Below are 17,680 nucleotides of genomic sequence, written 5' to 3' on the forward strand. Positions count from 1 at the left end.
GTGCGCGTGGGAGGATTCGAACCTCCGACCGCCTGGTTCGTAGCCAGGTACTCTATCCAGCTGAGCTACACGCGCAATATTATCAAGTAAGAAATGGCGGAGAAGGAGGGATTCGAACCCTCGATGGGAGTTAAAGCCCATACTCCCTTAGCAGGGGAGCGCCTTCGGCCACTCGGCCACCTCTCCGTTTTCTTGGCGCACATATTACTGTCTGCCGGAAATAAGTCAAACCCTTTTTAGGAAACCGATTGTCATTTGAACTGTTTTTAATCACATTGCGGAGTTAAACGGCATATAAGGCTGAAAACTCTGTTCTAATAGGTGAATAAATATAGTGAATAAAACGACCTTGAAAGCTGAAAACAAAAAAGCCAGCAAAAGCTGGCTTAATCATTTTGATAAATTTAATCAACAATAGATTAGAAATTACCACCTTCAGACGAGTCTGATTTTTCAGATTGAATTCTTTGGTAGATCTCTTCACGGTGAACAGATACTTCCTTGGGTGCGTTAACACCAATACGTACTTGGTTGCCTTTAACACCTAATACAGTAACAGTGACTTCATCACCTATCATCAATGTTTCGCCGACACGGCGAGTCAAAATTAGCATTCGGTTGCTCCTTTAGTTCACACTGCATAACACGCTTTGTCCGTAATATGCGTTTATTATAAGGTCTGCTCAGTAAAAGTCATAGTACCTTCAATTCGAAGTTTGACGATTAAGCGCACACAATTCAAAAAGTAACAATTAGCTTAAAACCAAATAAAAGTCACCTAACAGCACCATTCAAAAATGATTTTGGTAACGAGTCGTTTATAAACTGGTTAAACACGATAATACTAAAAAGTAATTCGTCCAACATAAGCTAACGAAAAATGCGCTGTGAAACAGACCAGCAACAAAACTTTGTTTACTATGCCAAAAGTGCTTAACACACTCAAGCCCTAAAGCATAATAACCACTTTAAGGCCTGAATAACCAGCAACAAAAGTCAAACAGATGTAACGTTGCTCGATTATTATTTACAATTAGCTTAAACGTTGTTCTAACCAAGGTTGTACAAGCGCTAATGCCGCATCAAGATTTTCAGGTTGTGTACCGCCAGCTTGAGCCATATCTGGACGTCCACCGCCTTTACCACCAACCTGCTGAGCAACCATAGCCACTAACTCGCCGGCTTTAATTTGCTTAGTTAAATCATTGCTGACGCCAGCAATTAAATTAACTTTACCTTCACTGGCAATACCCAACACAATAACCGCAGATTTTAGCTTTTGTTTAAGCTCATCTTGCAACCCACGTAATGAGCCAGCATCAACGCCCTCAAGCTTTTTCACTAACACTTTAATGCCATTAATCTCAATAGCATCACCAGCGAGATCTGCACTGGCTGCGGCAGCCAGTTTATCTTTGATTTGCGATAAATCTTTCTCTAACTGCTTCACTTTATCCAACTGAGCTTTTAACTTTGTGATAACAGATGCACTATCAGATTTTAGCAATGAAGCCGCTTCTTCAATTTGAGCCTGTTGTTCTGCGATATAGGCCATTGCCGCAGCGCCAGTGACCGCTTCGATGCGACGAACACCTGCAGCAATACCACCTTCAGAAGTTACCTTGAACAAACCAATGTCACCTGTACGGCCAACATGTGTTCCACCACACAGCTCTATTGAGAAGTCGCCCATGGTTACAACACGTACCTGAGCGTCATACTTCTCACCAAATAACGCCATAGCGCCTTTTTCTTTGGCCTCATCAATCGCCATTTCAGCGGTTTTAAGCTCATGGTTACGACGAATTTGAACGTTTACTAATTCTTCAACTGCTTTTAACTCAGCAGGTTTAACCGCTTCAAAATGTGCGAAATCGAAACGCAGTCTTTCAGGGTTAACTAACGAGCCTTTTTGGCTAACGTGTTCACCTAGCACTTGACGCAAAGCGGCATGCAGTAGATGCGTTACAGAATGGTTTAGTTCGGTACGATGACGTAATTTTTTATCAACTTGAGCAGTAAGCACTTGGCCAACTTTAATGTCACCAGAAATAACTTCGCCTTCGTGTCCTGTGGCAGGACCAAACTTTTGCGTATCAGCCACTTTAAACACAACGCCTTCAGCAATTAATTGACCTTGGTCGCCGACTTGACCACCTGATTCGGCATAAAATGGCGTGTTGTCTAATACAACCACACCCGTTTGGCCTTGGGTTAATTGTTCAACGGCTTTACCGTCTAGGTACAGTGCTTTGACAGCTGCATTACCGACAAGCTCTGCATAACCACAGAAAGTCGTTTCGGTATCAATAATCAAGTTACTGTTATAGTCAGTGCCAAAATTACCTGCAGCTTGTGCACGCTTGCGCTGCTGAGCCATTGCCGCTTCAAAACCCGCCTCATCCACTTGAATATCACGCTCACGACAAACGTCTGCGGTTAAATCAACAGGGAAGCCATAAGTGTCGTATAGCTTAAAGGCGGTTTCTCCGTCTAATGTTTTAGCGGTTAACTCGTTTAAAGCTGAGTCTAAGATTTGTAGTCCGCGCTCAAGTGTACGAGCAAATTGCTCTTCTTCCGCTTTCAAGGCTTTTTCGACAATAGCTTGCATTTGACCAAGCTCTTTTGCTGCATCACCCATTACTGAAATCAGTGTAGGTACGAGTTTATAGAAGAAAGATTCGTTTGCTCCTAGCTTATTGCCATGACGTACAGCGCGGCGAATGATTCGACGTAAAACGTAACCTCGACCTTCATTCGATGGCATAACACCATCGGCAATAAGGAAAGCACATGAACGGATATGGTCAGCGATAACGCGTAAAGACTTATTCTCTAAATCGGTAACACCAATGATTTCTGCCGTTTTAGCTATTAGGGTTTTAAAAATATCAATTTCATAGTTTGAATGGACGCCTTGCATAATTGCGGCAATACGTTCAATACCCATACCGGTATCAACAGAAGGTTTTGGCAGAGGCTGCATTTCACCATCAGCTTGACGGTTATATTGCATAAAGACGATGTTCCAAATCTCAATGAAACGATCGCCATCTTCTTCAGGTGTGCCAGGACGACCACCCCAGATATGATCGCCGTGATCATAAAAAACCTCAGTACATGGACCGCAGGGACCGGTATCACCCATTTGCCAGAAATTATCAGAGGCAAAAGCTGCACCTTTATTATCCCCAATTCGGATAATGTTCTCTGCCGCTACACCTATTTTTTTATTCCAGATTTCAAATGCTTCATCATCTGTTTCATAAATAGTCACGCATAGACGTTCAGTAGGCAGTTTCAAGGTTACGGTTAAGAATTCCCATGCAAAACGAATGGCTTCTTCTTTAAAATAATCACCAAAGCTGAAGTTACCGAGCATTTCAAAAAAAGTATGGTGACGCGCGGTATAACCCACATTGTCTAAATCGTTATGTTTACCACCGGCACGAACACAGCGTTGTGAGGTAGTTGCACGAGTATAGCTACGTTTATCCATGCCCAAGAACACATCTTTGAACTGGTTCATACCCGCATTGGTAAATAACAGTGTTGGATCATTAGCTGGAACGAGCGAACTACTATCTTCTACCTGATGTCCGTTATCTTCAAAATACTTTAAAAAAGCACTTCTTAACTCTGCTGTGGTCTGAAACATGGAATTGTCCTGAAATAGAGTATACAAAAGTTGTCAGCCTGCAATACAGGCCACTAAATGTGGGTATTATATACTGAATTTACTTTAATATGCGAGATGAGAGAATGGATTAAGGTATCCATAAAAAGCGATAATATTTATCACTTGATTTGAGCTAATTTGACTTGAATTAGTATTGGTCAAATTATGTTTATACAGAGATTAGTCGAGTTTATGAGCCATAGTCTATGAGGCATAGTGTTCGCACTACGTATGATGACACTGGACGCCCTAAAGTTACAAGTGACTTTAAAATCAAATGAAGTGTTAATACTGAAGGGATGAGCCATATATTGTTGGCGTGTTAAGCGGACTTTATCAAGGGAATAGTCGCGGCGCGCAAGGTGCGCTACCGCGATAGATTTTACAAACCAGCTTAGAATACTTCGCCTGTTTCTAAATCGATATTTTCATCAACATCAGTGGCAGAACTTGCACCAGTGCCTGAACTTAACAACATAGTACGTAATGTTTGTTCAATTTCCTGCGCTACTGCTGGGTTTTCTTTAAGGTATTTACCGGCATTAGCACGGCCCTGACCTATTTTGTCACCCTTATAGCTATACCAAGCGCCCGCTTTATCAACTAACTTATGAGCAACGCCTAAATCAACAAGTTCACCTGTACGGTTAATACCCTGACCATACATAATTTGGAACTCAGCCTGTTTAAATGGTGCGGCAATTTTATTTTTAACCACTTTAACGCGAGTTTCGTTACCGACAACTTCATCACCATCTTTAATCGCACCAGTACGGCGAATATCAAGACGCACAGAAGCATAAAACTTAAGCGCGTTACCACCTGTAGTAGTTTCTGGGTTACCAAACATGACACCGATTTTCATACGGATTTGGTTAATAAAGATAAGTAAGGTGTTTGACTGCTTCAAGTTACCAGCAAGTTTACGCATCGCTTGGCTCATCATACGAGCCGCTAAGCCCATATGTGAATCACCAATTTCGCCTTCAATTTCGGCTTTTGGTGTTAATGCCGCTACCGAGTCAACAATGATCACATCAACTGCACCACTACGAGTTAATGCATCACAAATTTCTAATGCTTGTTCACCAGTATCAGGCTGTGAACATAATAAGTTATCAATATCAACACCAAGCTTTTTGGCATAAATTGGGTCCAATGCGTGCTCCGCATCGATAAAGGCACATGTTTTACCTTCACGTTGTGCAGCAGCAATGACCTCTAAGGTTAGTGTTGTTTTACCAGATGATTCTGGACCGTATATTTCAACGATACGCCCCATTGGTAATCCACCAGCACCTAACGCGATGTCTAATGAAAGTGAACCGGTAGAGATAGTTTCAACATCCATTGTGCGATCTTCGCCCAACTTCATGATCGAACCTTTACCGAATTGTTTTTCAATTTGACTTAACACTGCGGCAAGTGCTTTCTCTTTATTTGGATCAGCTTTCATTTTAAACCCCTTCCAGACAATAACTGCAAAATTGGCAATTAATGGATAATATGCTTTTGGTAAATGTGTTGTTAACCGACATTATTAACATCGGCCAGCTCAATATGTTGTCAAGTATACTGTATAGTCATACAGTATCAAGCCCTGAGGTTAAATTTTTTTATTAACAAATAAAATCAGTTAATTAGTAAATTAATGGCGATAATAGGTATTTGTATTTTTCTAATCTTGGCAAATTTTGGTAAGATTAGCCGCATTAAAGTAGCATGATAATTCACAGCTAGATTAGATGAATTACGACAAGTAAACATAAGAGTATGACATAACCAATGACCGCAATTGATAACCTTGATTTAGAAAAGCATACCCCAATGATGCGTCAATACCTGACCATGAAAGCGGCTCATTCAGACATGTTGTTGTTCTATCGTATGGGCGACTTTTATGAGCTTTTTTATGAGGATGCAAAAAAAGCATCAGAAATGCTTGGCATTTCATTAACTGCACGTGGGAAAAGTGGTGGAGACCCAATCCCAATGGCAGGCATTCCGTACCATGCAGTTGAAGGTTATCTGGCTAAGTTAGTGCAAATTGGCCAATCGGTTGCGATTTGTGAGCAAATTGGCGATCCTGCAACCTCAAAAGGCCCGGTTGATCGTCAAGTTGTTCGAATTGTCACCCCAGGCACCCTGACCGATGAAGCTTTACTGCAAGAACGCCAAGACAATTTATTAGCTGCACTGTATCAAGGAAAAGTTGGCTATGGATTTGCCACATTAGATATCTCATCTGGTCGTTTCGTTATTTCTGAACTCGCATCAAGAGAAGCTTTAGAAGCAGAAATCCAACGTACCCGCCCTGCTGAGTTACTTTACAGTGAAGATTTCACTGATATGTTGTTAATCAATCAGTTAAAAGGTATTAGACGTCGACCTGAATGGGAGTTTGATTACGATACTTGCATTAACTTATTATTGAATCAATTCGGTACAAAAGATCTGCATGGTTTTGGTATTAGTGACGCTCGCTTAGCATTGCAAGCAGCTGGCTGCCTTATGCAGTACGTGAAAGATACTCAAAAAACTGCTTTACCCCATATCAATTCTATTGTTCGCTTCAATCAAACTGACTCTATTATTTTAGATGCTGCAACCAGAAGAAACTTAGAGTTAACTCAAAACCTTTCGGGTGGTCGCGAAAATACCCTTTCATGGGTATTAGATAACACAGCAACCCCTATGGGTAGCCGCATGCTTCAGCGTTGGATCCATCAGCCTCTAAGAGATCGCCTTCAAATAACGCAACGCCACAGTGCAGTTAATGAGTTAATTGAACAAGATATTTATCCACTACTGCATGATCAGCTAAAAGCATTAGGTGATATCGAAAGAATTATGGCTCGTCTTGCTTTAAGAAGTGCCCGTCCACGTGATTTTGCCCGCTTGAAACAAGCATTGGCATTACTGCCAGAGATTAAACAAACATTGCAAGTTTGCCAGCAACCACATTTGAGCAATTTAGCGATTCTATTAGGCGAGTTTCCAAACGAACATGAGTTACTTGAACGCGCAATCATCGATAACCCTCCGGTTTTGATCCGTGATGGCGGCGTAATTAGAGATGGATACAATAGTGAACTAGATGAATGGCGTAAGTTAAGTGAAGGTGCCAGTGACTATCTTGTAGAACTTGAAGCTCGCGAGAAGCAGGAAACCGGCATTAACACTCTTAAAGTCGGTTACAACCGAGTACATGGCTATTATATCGAAGTCAGCCGATTACAATCCGATCGAGTCCCCATCCATTATCAGCGTCGCCAAACGTTAAAAGGGACTGAGCGCTACATTACGCCAGAATTAAAAGAGTATGAAGAAAAGGTCTTATCAAGCCAAGGAAAGGCCCTGGCGTTAGAGAAGCGACTTTGGGAAGAGTTGTTTGATTTGCTGTTGCCAAAACTGCAAGATTTGCAGCAGTTTGCTAATGCAGCAGCAGAACTGGACGTGGTCAGCAACTTTGCTGAACGAGCCCAAACGCTTGGCTATCATTGCCCTACAATGACCAATGATATTGGTATTAACATAGAAGCTGGTCGCCACCCTGTTGTAGAAAGAGTCAGTCAAAGTCCATTTATTGCTAACCCCGTTTGTTTATCACCCGCTCGTAAAATGTTGATTGTCACGGGTCCTAACATGGGCGGTAAATCGACATATATGCGCCAAGTTGCATTAATCACGTTAATGGCGCACATTGGCTGTTTCGTTCCTGCTCAAAGTGCTTATATTGGCCATATTGATCGTATATTTACTCGAATAGGAGCTTCAGATGATCTTGCTTCAGGTCGTTCAACGTTCATGGTTGAGATGACCGAAACCGCTAATATTCTCCATAATGCGACTAAACAAAGTTTAGTGTTGATGGATGAAATTGGCCGCGGCACATCCACTTATGATGGACTATCATTGGCATGGTCTGCAGCTGAATACTTAGCTCAAAAAGTGAATGCATTAACCTTGTTTGCCACCCATTATTTTGAATTGACTCAATTACCTGAATTAATTAATGGGGTCATCAATGTGCACCTAGACGCCATCGAACATCAAGATACCATAGCCTTTATGCATGCAGTGCAAGAAGGGGCTGCTAGCAAGAGTTATGGTTTACAAGTCGCCGCCCTTGCTGGTGTACCACAAAATGTCATTAATGCCGCTAAACAGAAATTACGTCAATTAGAAAGCCGTGATGACCACCATGATAGCCATAATAGATTACCCTCTCAAATGACATTATCTATGCCTTCTATAGATTACTCACCAATTGCAGATAAATTAGCTCTGATGAATCCAGATGATTTAACGCCTAAGCAAGCATTAGAATATTTGTATCAATTAAAGCAAATGGTTAAGGTGATATAAGCCATCCACAAAACGTTTATAAGTAAAGTTAACGACTCGCCAGAGAAATGAATGCAAAACTTGATGGGGAAATGAATATACAAGTGACGATAAAGTCTTCATCTTGAATTTAATGTTAGAGTGTTTAGCTTTCGAGAGTCGGTTACAATAAAAATACCTATCTAAGATAGGTATTTTTTTATGCTTAATGATATCAATGGCTTTATGTTAATAAACTCCCACATGATTTAGATTATGAAAATTAAAAAACTCAATACCAACAATGTTAAAGGCTGTTTGAATTAATCTCTAAATAGGGCTTCGACCGATAAACCTTGTTGTCCCAACAAATCTTTTAAACGCTTCAATGCTTCAACCTGAATTTGGCGCACTCTTTCACGAGTTAAGCCGATTTCGGCCCCAACATTTTCTAAAGTTGAAGGCTCATAGCCTAATAAACCAAATCGACGAGCTAAAACTTCACGTTGTTTGGTATTAAGTTCATTTAACCAACCTACGATTGAGTTTGATAAATCTTCATCTTGCACTTGGTGATCGGGACCAACGGAATCATCATCGGCAATGACATCAAGCAAGGCCTTTTCATTGTCGCCACCAAGAGGCATATCAACTGAAGTGATGCGTTCGTTTAATTTCAACATCCGACTAACATCACCCGTGGAGACATCGAGTTTTTCTGCGATTTCTTCCGCCGTAGGTTCGTGGTCCAGTTTTTGTGCCAATTGCCTGGCTGTACGAAGGTATACATTTAACTCTTTCACTACATGAATGGGTAAACGTATAGTACGGGTTTGATTCATGATGGCGCGCTCGATGGTCTGACGGATCCACCAAGTCGCATAAGTTGAAAATCGGAAACCTCTTTCGGGATCAAATTTCTCAACTGCACGGATTAATCCTAAATTACCTTCTTCGATAAGGTCGAGTAGCGCTAAACCACGGTTATTGTATCTTCTAGCAATTTTTACAACCAGGCGAAGATTACTTTCGATCATTCGGTTACGTGATTTTTCGCAACCTTTGAGGGCTTTACGTGAAAAAAAGACTTCTTCTTCTGCGGTTAGCAGCGGAGAAAAACCTATTTCACCTAAATATAATTGAGTGGCATCTAAATTTTTATGTAAGTCTTCTTGGACTTTTTCTTCTATGTCTAATTGTTGAACTAATAGAGTATCAACGTCTTGTGGTTTTTTAGCTTGATCAACAGATTTGTCTGCCATAGCAGCGTTTGTTTTCTGGCTCATAATTGCTCTCCCAAACCCTAATTGTGATGTTATAGATCTACACTTTCTTATCCTCCGTTATTAATGTTGCTAAACAATTACTGCTTAGGTAGATATCTTAATGGGTTAACAGACTTACCATGATAGCGAATTTCAAAATGCAACATCACTTGGTTTGCCCCTGTACTGCCCATTTTTGCAACTGTTTGGCCTGCGCTAACATATTGCTTTTCTTTAACCAGAATTCTGTCGGTGTGAGCATAAGCACTTAAATATTCATCATTATGTTTGATAATCACTAAGTTACCGTATCCACGTAACGCATCTCCTGCGTAAACGACTCTCCCATCTGCGGCAGCTTTGATAATGTCGCCGCGATTTCCCGCAATCTTTATCCCCTGATTGCCTTGCTCGCTAGAAGAAAAATATCCAATAATTTTTCCTTTAACGGGCCAGTACCACTTCTGCACTTTACTGGGTAAATCTGCTATCAGTGAACTTTCAGTTTGGTTAATTTTTTGTTGGGTAGTTGTTACAGAATACGCAGGCTTAGCCTTGTGATCAAGATCTTTTTTCGTTGTCGTTGATTTTACTGTTTGCCTAGGTTTTACAGTGCTTTGTGGTTGATTAACTTTAGAATTTTTACTCGAATCTGCACTGCTATACGGCGGGGTAACTGTACCAACACTTACGCCTGAAGCACTATTTTCATTAACATTTGCCGTACTTTTTGATGACAACTGAGTTAAATTGAGCCTCTGACCTGGGTAAATGGTATAAGGTGCTTTGAGATTATTCAGTCTTGCGACTTCGGCAAAATGACGCCCTGCTCCCCAAGAAATAGAATAAAGGGTGTCACCTTTTTTAACAATATAGTCAGAATGGGATAAAGAACCACGGTGATATTTAGGTTGGTGAGCAGAAGATGAGAGGTTTTCAACAGGTGCTGGTCTATGTGCCTGAAAGCTGCAACCAGACAAAGCGATAATTACAATGAAGAGTCGCAGCCAAACCATATACATCAAATTAAATCCTATCACTGCAGTCAAAAAAGGTTAAGCGAGATCGCCATTAATTAATGGCACAAATTTTACGGCTTCGATGACCTGAGATTCGTATTCATCACCATGACGCGTTATTTTTAACAGTTGTTGATGATCATCCCCTACAGGGATAATCAAAACACCATTGTCGCTTAATTGCTCTAATAAAGCTTGCGGTACAGTGACGGCTGCCGCTGTCACCATAATGCCATCAAATGGACCACGATTGCTCCACCCCTTCCATCCATCTCCATACTTGAAAGAGACATTATGTAAGTCGAGCTTTTTGAGCCGCTGCCTGGCTTGAATTTGCAATGACTTAATCCGCTCAATTGTGCACAGTTCTGGCACTAATTGCGCTAAAACCGCTGCTTGATAACCTGACCCCGTACCAATTTCGAGTACACGTTGTGGTTTGGTTTGCATCAAAAGTTCAGTCATTCTTGCCACAATATATGGCTGAGAAATGGTTTGTCCCTGCCCGATGGGTAACGCCGTATTTTCATAAGCTTTATGCGCCAAGGCACCATCAAGAAATAATTCTCGTGGTGTATTTGCTACCGCGTCTAATACGGTTTGATCCCTGATACCTACTTCAGTCAATTTTTTTGTTAAATTGACTGCTCGTGCAGATGAAACACCTGTCATATTTTAGTTACCCAATCCGCTAGCGTTGAAAGTTGATTATATGCTGTTAAATCAACTGTTAACGGTGTGATAGAGACAAAACCCGCAGCGATTGCGCCAAAGTCTGTACCTTCGCCCGCATCTTGTTCAACACCCACTGGCCCTAACCAATAAATATCTTTACCTGCAGGATCAGTTGTTTTAACCATTCCTTCAGCTTTATGACGCGCACCAAGACGAGTCACTTTAATACCTTTAATTTGATCAAGTGGCAGATCTGGCACATTGACATTTAAAATCTGGTTTGACTCTATAGGGTGCCTCAACAGGCTTTTCACTATTCTTACCGCATACTCTGCAGCACTGTCATAATGCTGCAGTTTTTTCCCAGCTAATGAAATTGCAATTGCCGGTAGCCCTAAAAATCGACCTTCCATAGCTGCGGCTATAGTGCCTGAATATAAAGTATCATCTCCCATATTGGCGCCAGCATTGATACCAGACACCACAATTTCAGGCTCAGCAACACAAAGCTGGCGAATGGCTAAATGCACACAATCTGTTGGTGTACCATTAACCGAAATATAGCCGTTATCTAAGCTATTAATTCTTAATGGATTAGTCAAGGTTAAAGAATTACTTGCTCCTGAACAATTACGATCTGGAGCAACGGTCAACACGTTCGCAAAGGCTTTTAATGCATCAGTTAATGCAATGATCCCTGGTGCATTAACACCATCATCATTACTCACAAGAATATTAATCATTTGAGTGGTTGATCCTTTGGGTAGTAAGTTATTACTCGGACGCTTGAGATTGTTGTTCAGCCACCATAGCTTTCCAATTCATTTCTTGTACATCCTGATAATCCACTAGCTCACGCAGCACTGATGTGGCATAGCTACCAGCGGGTAACATGAACTCTATAACGCAAACATCTTCGTTGACTTGCCATTTCATTGCTTGCGGCTTAAGTAACAATAAACGCCGCTCTTGGCTCAAACCTGCATTTTCAAGTCCGCTTAGGTCTTCTTTATATTCACTCAGAGCCAATGCTTCCATTTCTGCAGCATTGGTCAATGCCAATGGTAAGCCTCTTCCCCATAGCGGTGCAGAAAAACCAATATCTTCTTCGGCTAATCGGTTTAGTAATAACTCATCCCATTGCTCTGCAACAAAATAACTTTTACTGCCCGCGAGCATGACACAGTCGCCAGCTATGGGAGTTAATTGATGATGGGCAAGACGGTAAGACACTACCTGATTAAAGATATGCGAGCGAACCGCAGATAAATACATACTTTTCTTGGCTCGGTCATGAACTTTACGAGCACCTGAAAGCATCTGCCTGCCTTGCATCAAGTTTTTACCATTATGGCCAAAACGTTGCTCACCAAAATAATTGGGCACTCCAACACTAGCAATTTGATTAAATCGCTGCTGCAATGCTTCAATATTGGTCACATTACGCAATGTTAGCGTAAATCGATTACCTATAAGTGCACCAATACGCAATTTTTTACCATGACGATGGCTGGATAAAATCGTTAATTTATCGCTATTAAGCTGCTGCCAATCTGGTGTTTCTTTACCTGGAATACGGATACCAAACCATTGCTCAGTTTGTGCATTTTTATCTTTTTGGCCTGCATATGTCACTTCTTTAGGATGTACTTTAGCAAATTTTGCTAAAGTTTCAGCAACATGGCCTGTATTTAAACCATCTTTTCGAATATGAAGCATATGATGCTCCCCCTCACCTGTCGGCGAAAAGGGTAATATTTCTTCAACAATGAAATCACTGTTATAAGTGCGTAAATCGGCGGTACTTGTTGGCTTTGAATGTAAATAATGTAATTCAGATATCATGGATAAGCGCTCTATTTTTGTAGCATTAACACGACAGACTCGACGGCGATACCTTCTTTTCGGCCGGTAAAGCCTAATTTTTCTGTGGTTGTCGCTTTAACATTAATGTCTTCAATTGAGGTGTTTAAGTCCACGGCAAGGCATTGGCGAATTGCGTCAATATGCGGTGCCATTTTAGGTGCCTGAGCAATCACTGTGACATCTAAATTGCCGATGCAATAACCTTTCTGCAGCGCTAAATCATAACAGTGACGCAGTAAGACACGGCTATCGGCACCTGCAAATTGAGCATCAGTATCAGGAAAATGTTTACCTATGTCACCAAGTGCCATCGCACCCAGTATCGCATCACTTATAGCATGCAGAACAACATCTCCATCAGAATGGGCAATGAGTCCAGTCTCATAGGGGACTGTCACTCCACCTAAAATAAGGGGTTTATCAGAGCCAAACTTATGCACATCGAAACCATGGCCTATTCGCATTTTCATTGGATAACCTTATTTATTTCAATATTGTTTGTTGAGTTAGAAACAGCTGAGCTAGCTCTAAATCGTCAGGATGAGTCACTTTTATATTATCAACACGTCCTGTTACTAATCCTGGACACATTCCTGCCCATTCCATTGCACTGGCTTCATCGGTAATGGTGGCTTTAGCTTGCAACGCTTGCTTAAGATTGTCCTTAAGCGCTGACGCTGGAAAAAGCTGAGGTGTTAATGCATGCCAAAGCTGGTTACGCTCAACAGTTTGTTCAATGGTGCCATTGGCATTACCACGTTTCATTGTATCTCTAACGGGTGCTGCTAATATCGCCCCTTGAGGAAACTCATTAAGTGCACAAATCAGTTTGTCGATATCGTTATGGGTCACACAGGGACGAGCAGCATCATGTACTAAGGCCCACGCATCATTATCTACAATTTGAAGCGCCGCCAGCACAGAATCTGCACGCTCAGAACCACCGATGACTTGTGTCAGTTTCGGATGCGCTGCCTGCGATAATTGCGTAAATAAATCATCTTCAGGGTGTAATGCCACAATCACTTGTGAAATGGCTGGATGAGTTAATAAACGATCTAGGGTATGAGACAAAATAGTCTTTTTTCCTATCGTTAAATATTGTTTGGGGATGGCTGCGCCCATTCGACTGCCAATACCCGCAGCAGGAACGATAGCGACAATGTTACGAATAGCTGCTGTCATTTGATTAATGGCCAAAACGATTTCGATCTCGTAATTCTGCTCCGACAACACGATAAAAAGTTTCCCCTTCTTTAACGAGGCCTAACTCGTTTCGGGCTCGCTCTTCTATCGCTTCGGTGCCACTTTTTAGATCGATGATTTCTTCTTTAAGAATTTGATTTCGGGCAATCAATTTGGCATTGCTTTCTTGCTGAGCTTGAATTTGAGTTTGCAGCAGAAAATATTCAGATAAATTATTTTCGCCCATCCACAATCTGTATTGGAGTAACGCTAACAGGAACGTTAAAGCGAATAAAAGTTTCTTCATAGTAGCTAAGCAAATTATCCGAAATGATGAATAAGCTTATGATACAACAAAAAAGGCCACCGAGTGGTGGCCTTTTTAATCAGCAAAGCAAAATATTATGCTTGCCCTTTAACTTCTTTAAGACCGTTGTAAGGTGCTTTTGAACCTAACGCTTCTTCGATGCGTAATAACTGGTTGTACTTAGCAACACGGTCACTGCGGCTTAATGAGCCAGTCTTGATTTGGCCTGCAGCAGTACCTACCGCTAAATCAGCAATAGTTGAGTCTTCGGTTTCACCACTACGGTGAGAGATAACGGCTGTAAAACCTGCATCTTTAGCCATTTTAATTGCAGCCAAAGTTTCGGTTAACGAACCAATTTGGTTAAATTTAATCAGGATAGAGTTGGCAATACCGTTATCAATACCACGCTTAAGGATTTTTGTATTGGTTACAAATAAATCGTCACCCACTAATTGAATTCTATCACCAAGTAATTTGGTCTGGTGAGCAAAACCGTCCCAGTCAGATTCATCTAAACCATCTTCAATAGAAACAATTGGGTACTGGTTAACAAGATCTTCTAAGAAGTAGTTAAACTCTTCAGAAGTAAATTGCTTACCTTCACCTTTAAGATCGTAAATACCTTCTTCCTTGTTATAAAACTCAGATGCTGCACAATCTAAAGCTAGGGTGATGTCTTTACCTAATTCGTAGCCAGCGTTAGCAACAGCAATTTTAATTGCTGCAAGCGCTGCAGCATTTGATTCTAGGTTTGGTGCAAAACCACCTTCATCACCCACTGCTGTAGAGTGGCCTTGAGACTTAAGCACTTTGGCTAAACTATGGAATACTTCAGCACCCATACGTAAGCCTTCACGGAAAGTCGCTGCGCCAACAGGCTGGATCATAAACTCTTGTATGTCTACTGAGTTATCAGCATGCTCGCCGCCATTAATGATGTTCATCATAGGTAAAGGCATTGAATACACACCAGGCGTGCCGTTTAAGTCAGCAATGTGTGCATATAAAGGGACTTTTTTAGATGCTGCTGCAGCTTTTGCCGCCGCTAAAGACACTGCAAGAATGGCGTTTGCACCAAAGTTAGCTTTGTTTTCTGTGCCATCTAAATCGATCATGATTTGATCAAGTTCAGCTTGCGCTAATGCATCTTTACCGATTAATGCTTTTGCGATAGGACCGTTGACTGCAGCAACGGCTTTTAATACGCCCTTACCTAAATAACGTGATTTATCACCATCACGTAATTCTAATGCTTCACGGCTACCGGTTGATGCACCTGATGGTGCAGCTGCCATACCAATAAATCCGCCTTCTAAGTGCACTTCGGCTTCAACTGTTGGGTTACCGCGTGAATCCATGATTTCGCGACCGATGACGTTAATAATGTTAGCCATAATTCCCTCGTAAATAATGTCAGTAATACTGAAAGTTTAAAATCAAATAAAAAATTAACACCAATAAAAACCCATTTATAAGCTTTTTCTAGACTTTTTATTGGTATTAACTTTCATTTTTGTAATTTAAATCCACAACAGCTAGGATAAATCGAATTGAACCTGACAGCAACTATCAATTTATCTACAAGTCGATCTAGCGCAAGTTGTGATTAAGTTTATTCAGACTCAGTAACAAAAAAGCCGCTGACATCATAGTCAGCGGCTTGATTAATTAGTTTAAATCTCTTTTCTGATAAGCTAAAGAAGCAGAAATAAAGCCTTCAAATAGTGGATGACCGTCGCGAGGTGTTGAAGTAAATTCTGGGTGGAATTGACCTGCAACAAACCAAGGATGATTTGGCAGTTCAATCATTTCAACCAATTTACGATCAGAAGATAAACCACTAAATACTAAACCCGCTTTTTCTAAACGTTCAACGTAGTTGTTGTTGACTTCATAACGGTGACGGTGACGTTCAATACACGTGGCACCTTTGTATGCAGTTGCCGCTTTAGAACCATCAAGTAAATGACAAAGCTGTGCACCTAAACGCATAGTACCGCCTAAATCTGACGCTTCATGACGTTGTTCAACATCACCATCTTCATTAATCCATTCAGTGATTAAACCGACTACTGGATATTGGGTATCTTTGTTGAATTCAGTTGAATGTGCGCCGTCAAGATTAGCCACGTTGCGGGCAAACTCAATAAGAGCAACCTGCATACCGAGACAAATACCAAAATATGGTAGGTTATTTTCACGAGCAAATTTTGCCGCTAAAATCTTACCCTCAACACCACGCTCACCAAAACCGCCTGGTACTAAAATACCATCAAGTCCCTGAAGCACTTCTTCGCCTTTAGCTTCAACCGTTTGTGAATCAATATATTTAATATTAACGTTAACACGGGTTTTCAAACCTGCATGTTTCAACGCTTCATTAACTGATTTATACGCATCAGGTAGTTCAATATATTTACCCACCATACCAATGGTGACTTCGCCATTTGGATTAGCTTCTTGATAAATTACATTTTCCCACTCAGATAAATCAGCATCCGCACAATCAATGTTGAAACGCTTGATAACTAAATCATCTAAACCTTGTGAACGTAATAGTGCTGGGATTTTATAAATACTGTCTACGTCTTTTAACGAGATAACCGCACGTTCTTCAACATTACAGAACAATGAAATTTTAGCTTTTTCATTCGCAGGAACCGCGCGATCACCACGACAAACTAACACATCTGGCGCAATACCAATTGAGCGTAGTTCTTTAACAGAATGCTGAGTCGGCTTGGTTTTAATCTCACCTGCAGCACCTAAGAATGGCACTAAAGTTAAATGAATAAATAGGGTACGTTCACGTCCTAGTTCAGCACCTAATTGACGGATAGACTCTAGGAATGGTAGTGATTCGATATCACCCACTGTGCCGCCAATCTCAACGATAGCAACATCGTGACCTTCGCCACCTGCAATCACTTTTTCTTTAATCGCATTGGTAATATGAGGAATAACCTGAATGGTTGCCCCTAAATAATCACCACGACGTTCTTTACGTAATACTTCTTCGTAAATAGAACCGGTAGTAAAGTTATTACGACGGTTCATTTTAGTACGAATAAAACGCTCGTAATGACCTAAGTCTAAGTCAGTCTCAGCACCATCTTCAGTCACGAACACTTCACCGTGCTGAGTTGGGCTCATGGTACCCGGATCAACGTTGATGTATGGGTCCAGTTTCATAATGGTTACATTGAGGCCACGAGCCTCTAAAATTGCTGCTAACGATGCTGCTGCAATGCCTTTACCTAGTGATGAAACAACGCCACCAGTAACGAAGATATACCTTGTAGTCATGCTGAACCTGAGAAAATGTGTTGGAAAATACGTGCTTGTAAGAAAGCAC

At 41.2% G+C, this 17,680-nt stretch carries 14 protein-coding genes and 2 tRNA genes; 1 reads left to right on the forward strand and 15 read right to left on the reverse strand.

Features of this window, described 5'->3' with window-relative positions; translation table 11 throughout:
* Position 1: 1 nt before the first annotated feature.
* From ORI98_RS06425 to recA, 5 genes are all read right to left on the reverse strand, one after another.
* Positions 2 to 75 (reverse strand) — tRNA-Arg (locus tag ORI98_RS06425).
* Between the two features lie 19 nt (positions 76 to 94).
* Positions 95 to 186: transfer RNA gene (locus ORI98_RS06430), tRNA-Ser, on the reverse strand.
* Positions 187 to 419: 233 nt separating this feature from the next.
* Entirely contained in the window at positions 420 to 614 is a 195-nt protein-coding gene (csrA, locus tag ORI98_RS06435) for a carbon storage regulator CsrA (protein ID WP_188840632.1), read from the reverse strand.
* 419 nt (positions 615 to 1,033) lie between these two features.
* Complete coding sequence (gene alaS, locus ORI98_RS06440; RefSeq protein ID WP_261297258.1) at positions 1,034 to 3,658, reverse strand: alanine--tRNA ligase; 2,625 nt, start codon at positions 3,656 to 3,658, stop codon at positions 1,034 to 1,036.
* 415 nt (positions 3,659 to 4,073) lie between these two features.
* Positions 4,074 to 5,135 (reverse strand): recombinase RecA, encoded by a 1,062-nt coding sequence (gene recA, locus ORI98_RS06445; RefSeq protein ID WP_261297259.1) that lies wholly within the window; start codon positions 5,133 to 5,135, stop codon positions 4,074 to 4,076.
* Positions 5,136 to 5,464: 329 nt separating this feature from the next.
* Between recA and mutS the strand changes: the two genes are divergently transcribed.
* The gene (gene mutS, locus ORI98_RS06450) at positions 5,465 to 8,047 is read left to right on the forward strand and encodes a DNA mismatch repair protein MutS (RefSeq protein ID WP_261297260.1); all 2,583 of its coding nucleotides are present in this window, start codon (positions 5,465 to 5,467) and stop codon (positions 8,045 to 8,047) included.
* A gap of 281 nt (positions 8,048 to 8,328) precedes the next feature.
* On the opposite strand, the gene rpoS is transcribed toward mutS, so the two are convergent.
* The 10 genes from rpoS to ORI98_RS06500 form a co-directional block, all read right to left on the reverse strand.
* On the reverse strand, positions 8,329 to 9,291 hold the full coding sequence (gene rpoS, locus ORI98_RS06455) for an RNA polymerase sigma factor RpoS (RefSeq protein ID WP_261297261.1): 963 nt from the start codon (positions 9,289 to 9,291) through the stop codon (positions 8,329 to 8,331).
* A 77-nt stretch (positions 9,292 to 9,368) separates the two neighbouring features.
* Complete coding sequence (locus ORI98_RS06460) at positions 9,369 to 10,292, reverse strand: peptidoglycan DD-metalloendopeptidase family protein (RefSeq protein ID WP_306134695.1); 924 nt, start codon at positions 10,290 to 10,292, stop codon at positions 9,369 to 9,371.
* Positions 10,293 to 10,325: 33 nt separating this feature from the next.
* Positions 10,326 to 10,961 carry a protein-L-isoaspartate(D-aspartate) O-methyltransferase gene (locus ORI98_RS06465; protein ID WP_261297263.1) on the reverse strand — a complete coding sequence of 212 codons (636 nt, stop codon included), beginning with the start codon at positions 10,959 to 10,961 and terminating at the stop codon, positions 10,326 to 10,328.
* Positions 10,958 to 11,707, reverse strand: a complete 750-nt coding sequence (surE, locus tag ORI98_RS06470) for a 5'/3'-nucleotidase SurE (protein WP_261297264.1) — start codon at positions 11,705 to 11,707, stop codon at positions 10,958 to 10,960. Before surE ends, ORI98_RS06465 begins: the two co-directional genes overlap by 4 nt.
* Before the next feature lie 31 nt (positions 11,708 to 11,738).
* Positions 11,739 to 12,806 (reverse strand): tRNA pseudouridine(13) synthase TruD, encoded by a 1,068-nt coding sequence (truD, locus tag ORI98_RS06475; protein ID WP_306134796.1) that lies wholly within the window; start codon positions 12,804 to 12,806, stop codon positions 11,739 to 11,741.
* Between the two features lie 14 nt (positions 12,807 to 12,820).
* Positions 12,821 to 13,300 carry a 2-C-methyl-D-erythritol 2,4-cyclodiphosphate synthase gene (ispF, locus tag ORI98_RS06480; RefSeq protein ID WP_306134696.1) on the reverse strand — a complete coding sequence of 160 codons (480 nt, stop codon included), beginning with the start codon at positions 13,298 to 13,300 and terminating at the stop codon, positions 12,821 to 12,823.
* 13 nt (positions 13,301 to 13,313) lie between these two features.
* Positions 13,314 to 14,015: a 2-C-methyl-D-erythritol 4-phosphate cytidylyltransferase gene (ispD, locus tag ORI98_RS06485; RefSeq protein WP_261297266.1), complete on the reverse strand. Its 702-nt coding sequence runs from the start codon at positions 14,013 to 14,015 to the stop codon at positions 13,314 to 13,316.
* Positions 14,016 to 14,019: 4 nt separating this feature from the next.
* The gene (gene ftsB / locus ORI98_RS06490) at positions 14,020 to 14,322 is read right to left on the reverse strand and encodes a cell division protein FtsB (RefSeq protein ID WP_261297267.1); all 303 of its coding nucleotides are present in this window, start codon (positions 14,320 to 14,322) and stop codon (positions 14,020 to 14,022) included.
* A gap of 95 nt (positions 14,323 to 14,417) precedes the next feature.
* Entirely contained in the window at positions 14,418 to 15,719 is a 1,302-nt protein-coding gene (gene eno / locus ORI98_RS06495) for a phosphopyruvate hydratase (RefSeq protein WP_261297268.1), read from the reverse strand.
* Positions 15,720 to 15,993: 274 nt separating this feature from the next.
* Positions 15,994 to 17,631 carry a CTP synthase gene (locus ORI98_RS06500; protein WP_261297269.1) on the reverse strand — a complete coding sequence of 546 codons (1,638 nt, stop codon included), beginning with the start codon at positions 17,629 to 17,631 and terminating at the stop codon, positions 15,994 to 15,996.
* Positions 17,632 to 17,680 lie beyond the last annotated feature (49 nt).

It is taken from the genome of Shewanella sp. ULN5, assembly GCF_030731885.1.
Classification (GTDB): domain Bacteria; phylum Pseudomonadota; class Gammaproteobacteria; order Enterobacterales; family Shewanellaceae; genus Shewanella; species Shewanella holmiensis.

Coding starts and splice junctions, on each gene's coding strand:
- mutS (WP_261297260.1), top strand. CDS start 5,465: ATGACCGCAATTGATAACCTTGATTTAGAAAAGCATACCCCAATGATG.
- recA (WP_261297259.1), bottom strand. CDS start 5,135: ATGAAAGCTGATCCAAATAAAGAGAAAGCACTTGCCGCAGTGTTAAGT.
- ORI98_RS06500 (WP_261297269.1), bottom strand. CDS start 17,631: ATGACTACAAGGTATATCTTCGTTACTGGTGGCGTTGTTTCATCACTA.
- ORI98_RS06460 (WP_306134695.1), bottom strand. CDS start 10,292: ATGTATATGGTTTGGCTGCGACTCTTCATTGTAATTATCGCTTTGTCT.
- csrA (WP_188840632.1), bottom strand. CDS start 614: ATGCTAATTTTGACTCGCCGTGTCGGCGAAACATTGATGATAGGTGAT.
- ORI98_RS06465 (WP_261297263.1), bottom strand. CDS start 10,961: ATGACAGGTGTTTCATCTGCACGAGCAGTCAATTTAACAAAAAAATTG.
- eno (WP_261297268.1), bottom strand. CDS start 15,719: ATGGCTAACATTATTAACGTCATCGGTCGCGAAATCATGGATTCACGC.
- ispF (WP_306134696.1), bottom strand. CDS start 13,300: ATGAAAATGCGAATAGGCCATGGTTTCGATGTGCATAAGTTTGGCTCT.
- ispD (WP_261297266.1), bottom strand. CDS start 14,015: ATGACAGCAGCTATTCGTAACATTGTCGCTATCGTTCCTGCTGCGGGT.
- surE (WP_261297264.1), bottom strand. CDS start 11,707: ATGATTAATATTCTTGTGAGTAATGATGATGGTGTTAATGCACCAGGG.
- rpoS (WP_261297261.1), bottom strand. CDS start 9,291: ATGAGCCAGAAAACAAACGCTGCTATGGCAGACAAATCTGTTGATCAA.
- alaS (WP_261297258.1), bottom strand. CDS start 3,658: ATGTTTCAGACCACAGCAGAGTTAAGAAGTGCTTTTTTAAAGTATTTT.
- ftsB (WP_261297267.1), bottom strand. CDS start 14,322: ATGAAGAAACTTTTATTCGCTTTAACGTTCCTGTTAGCGTTACTCCAA.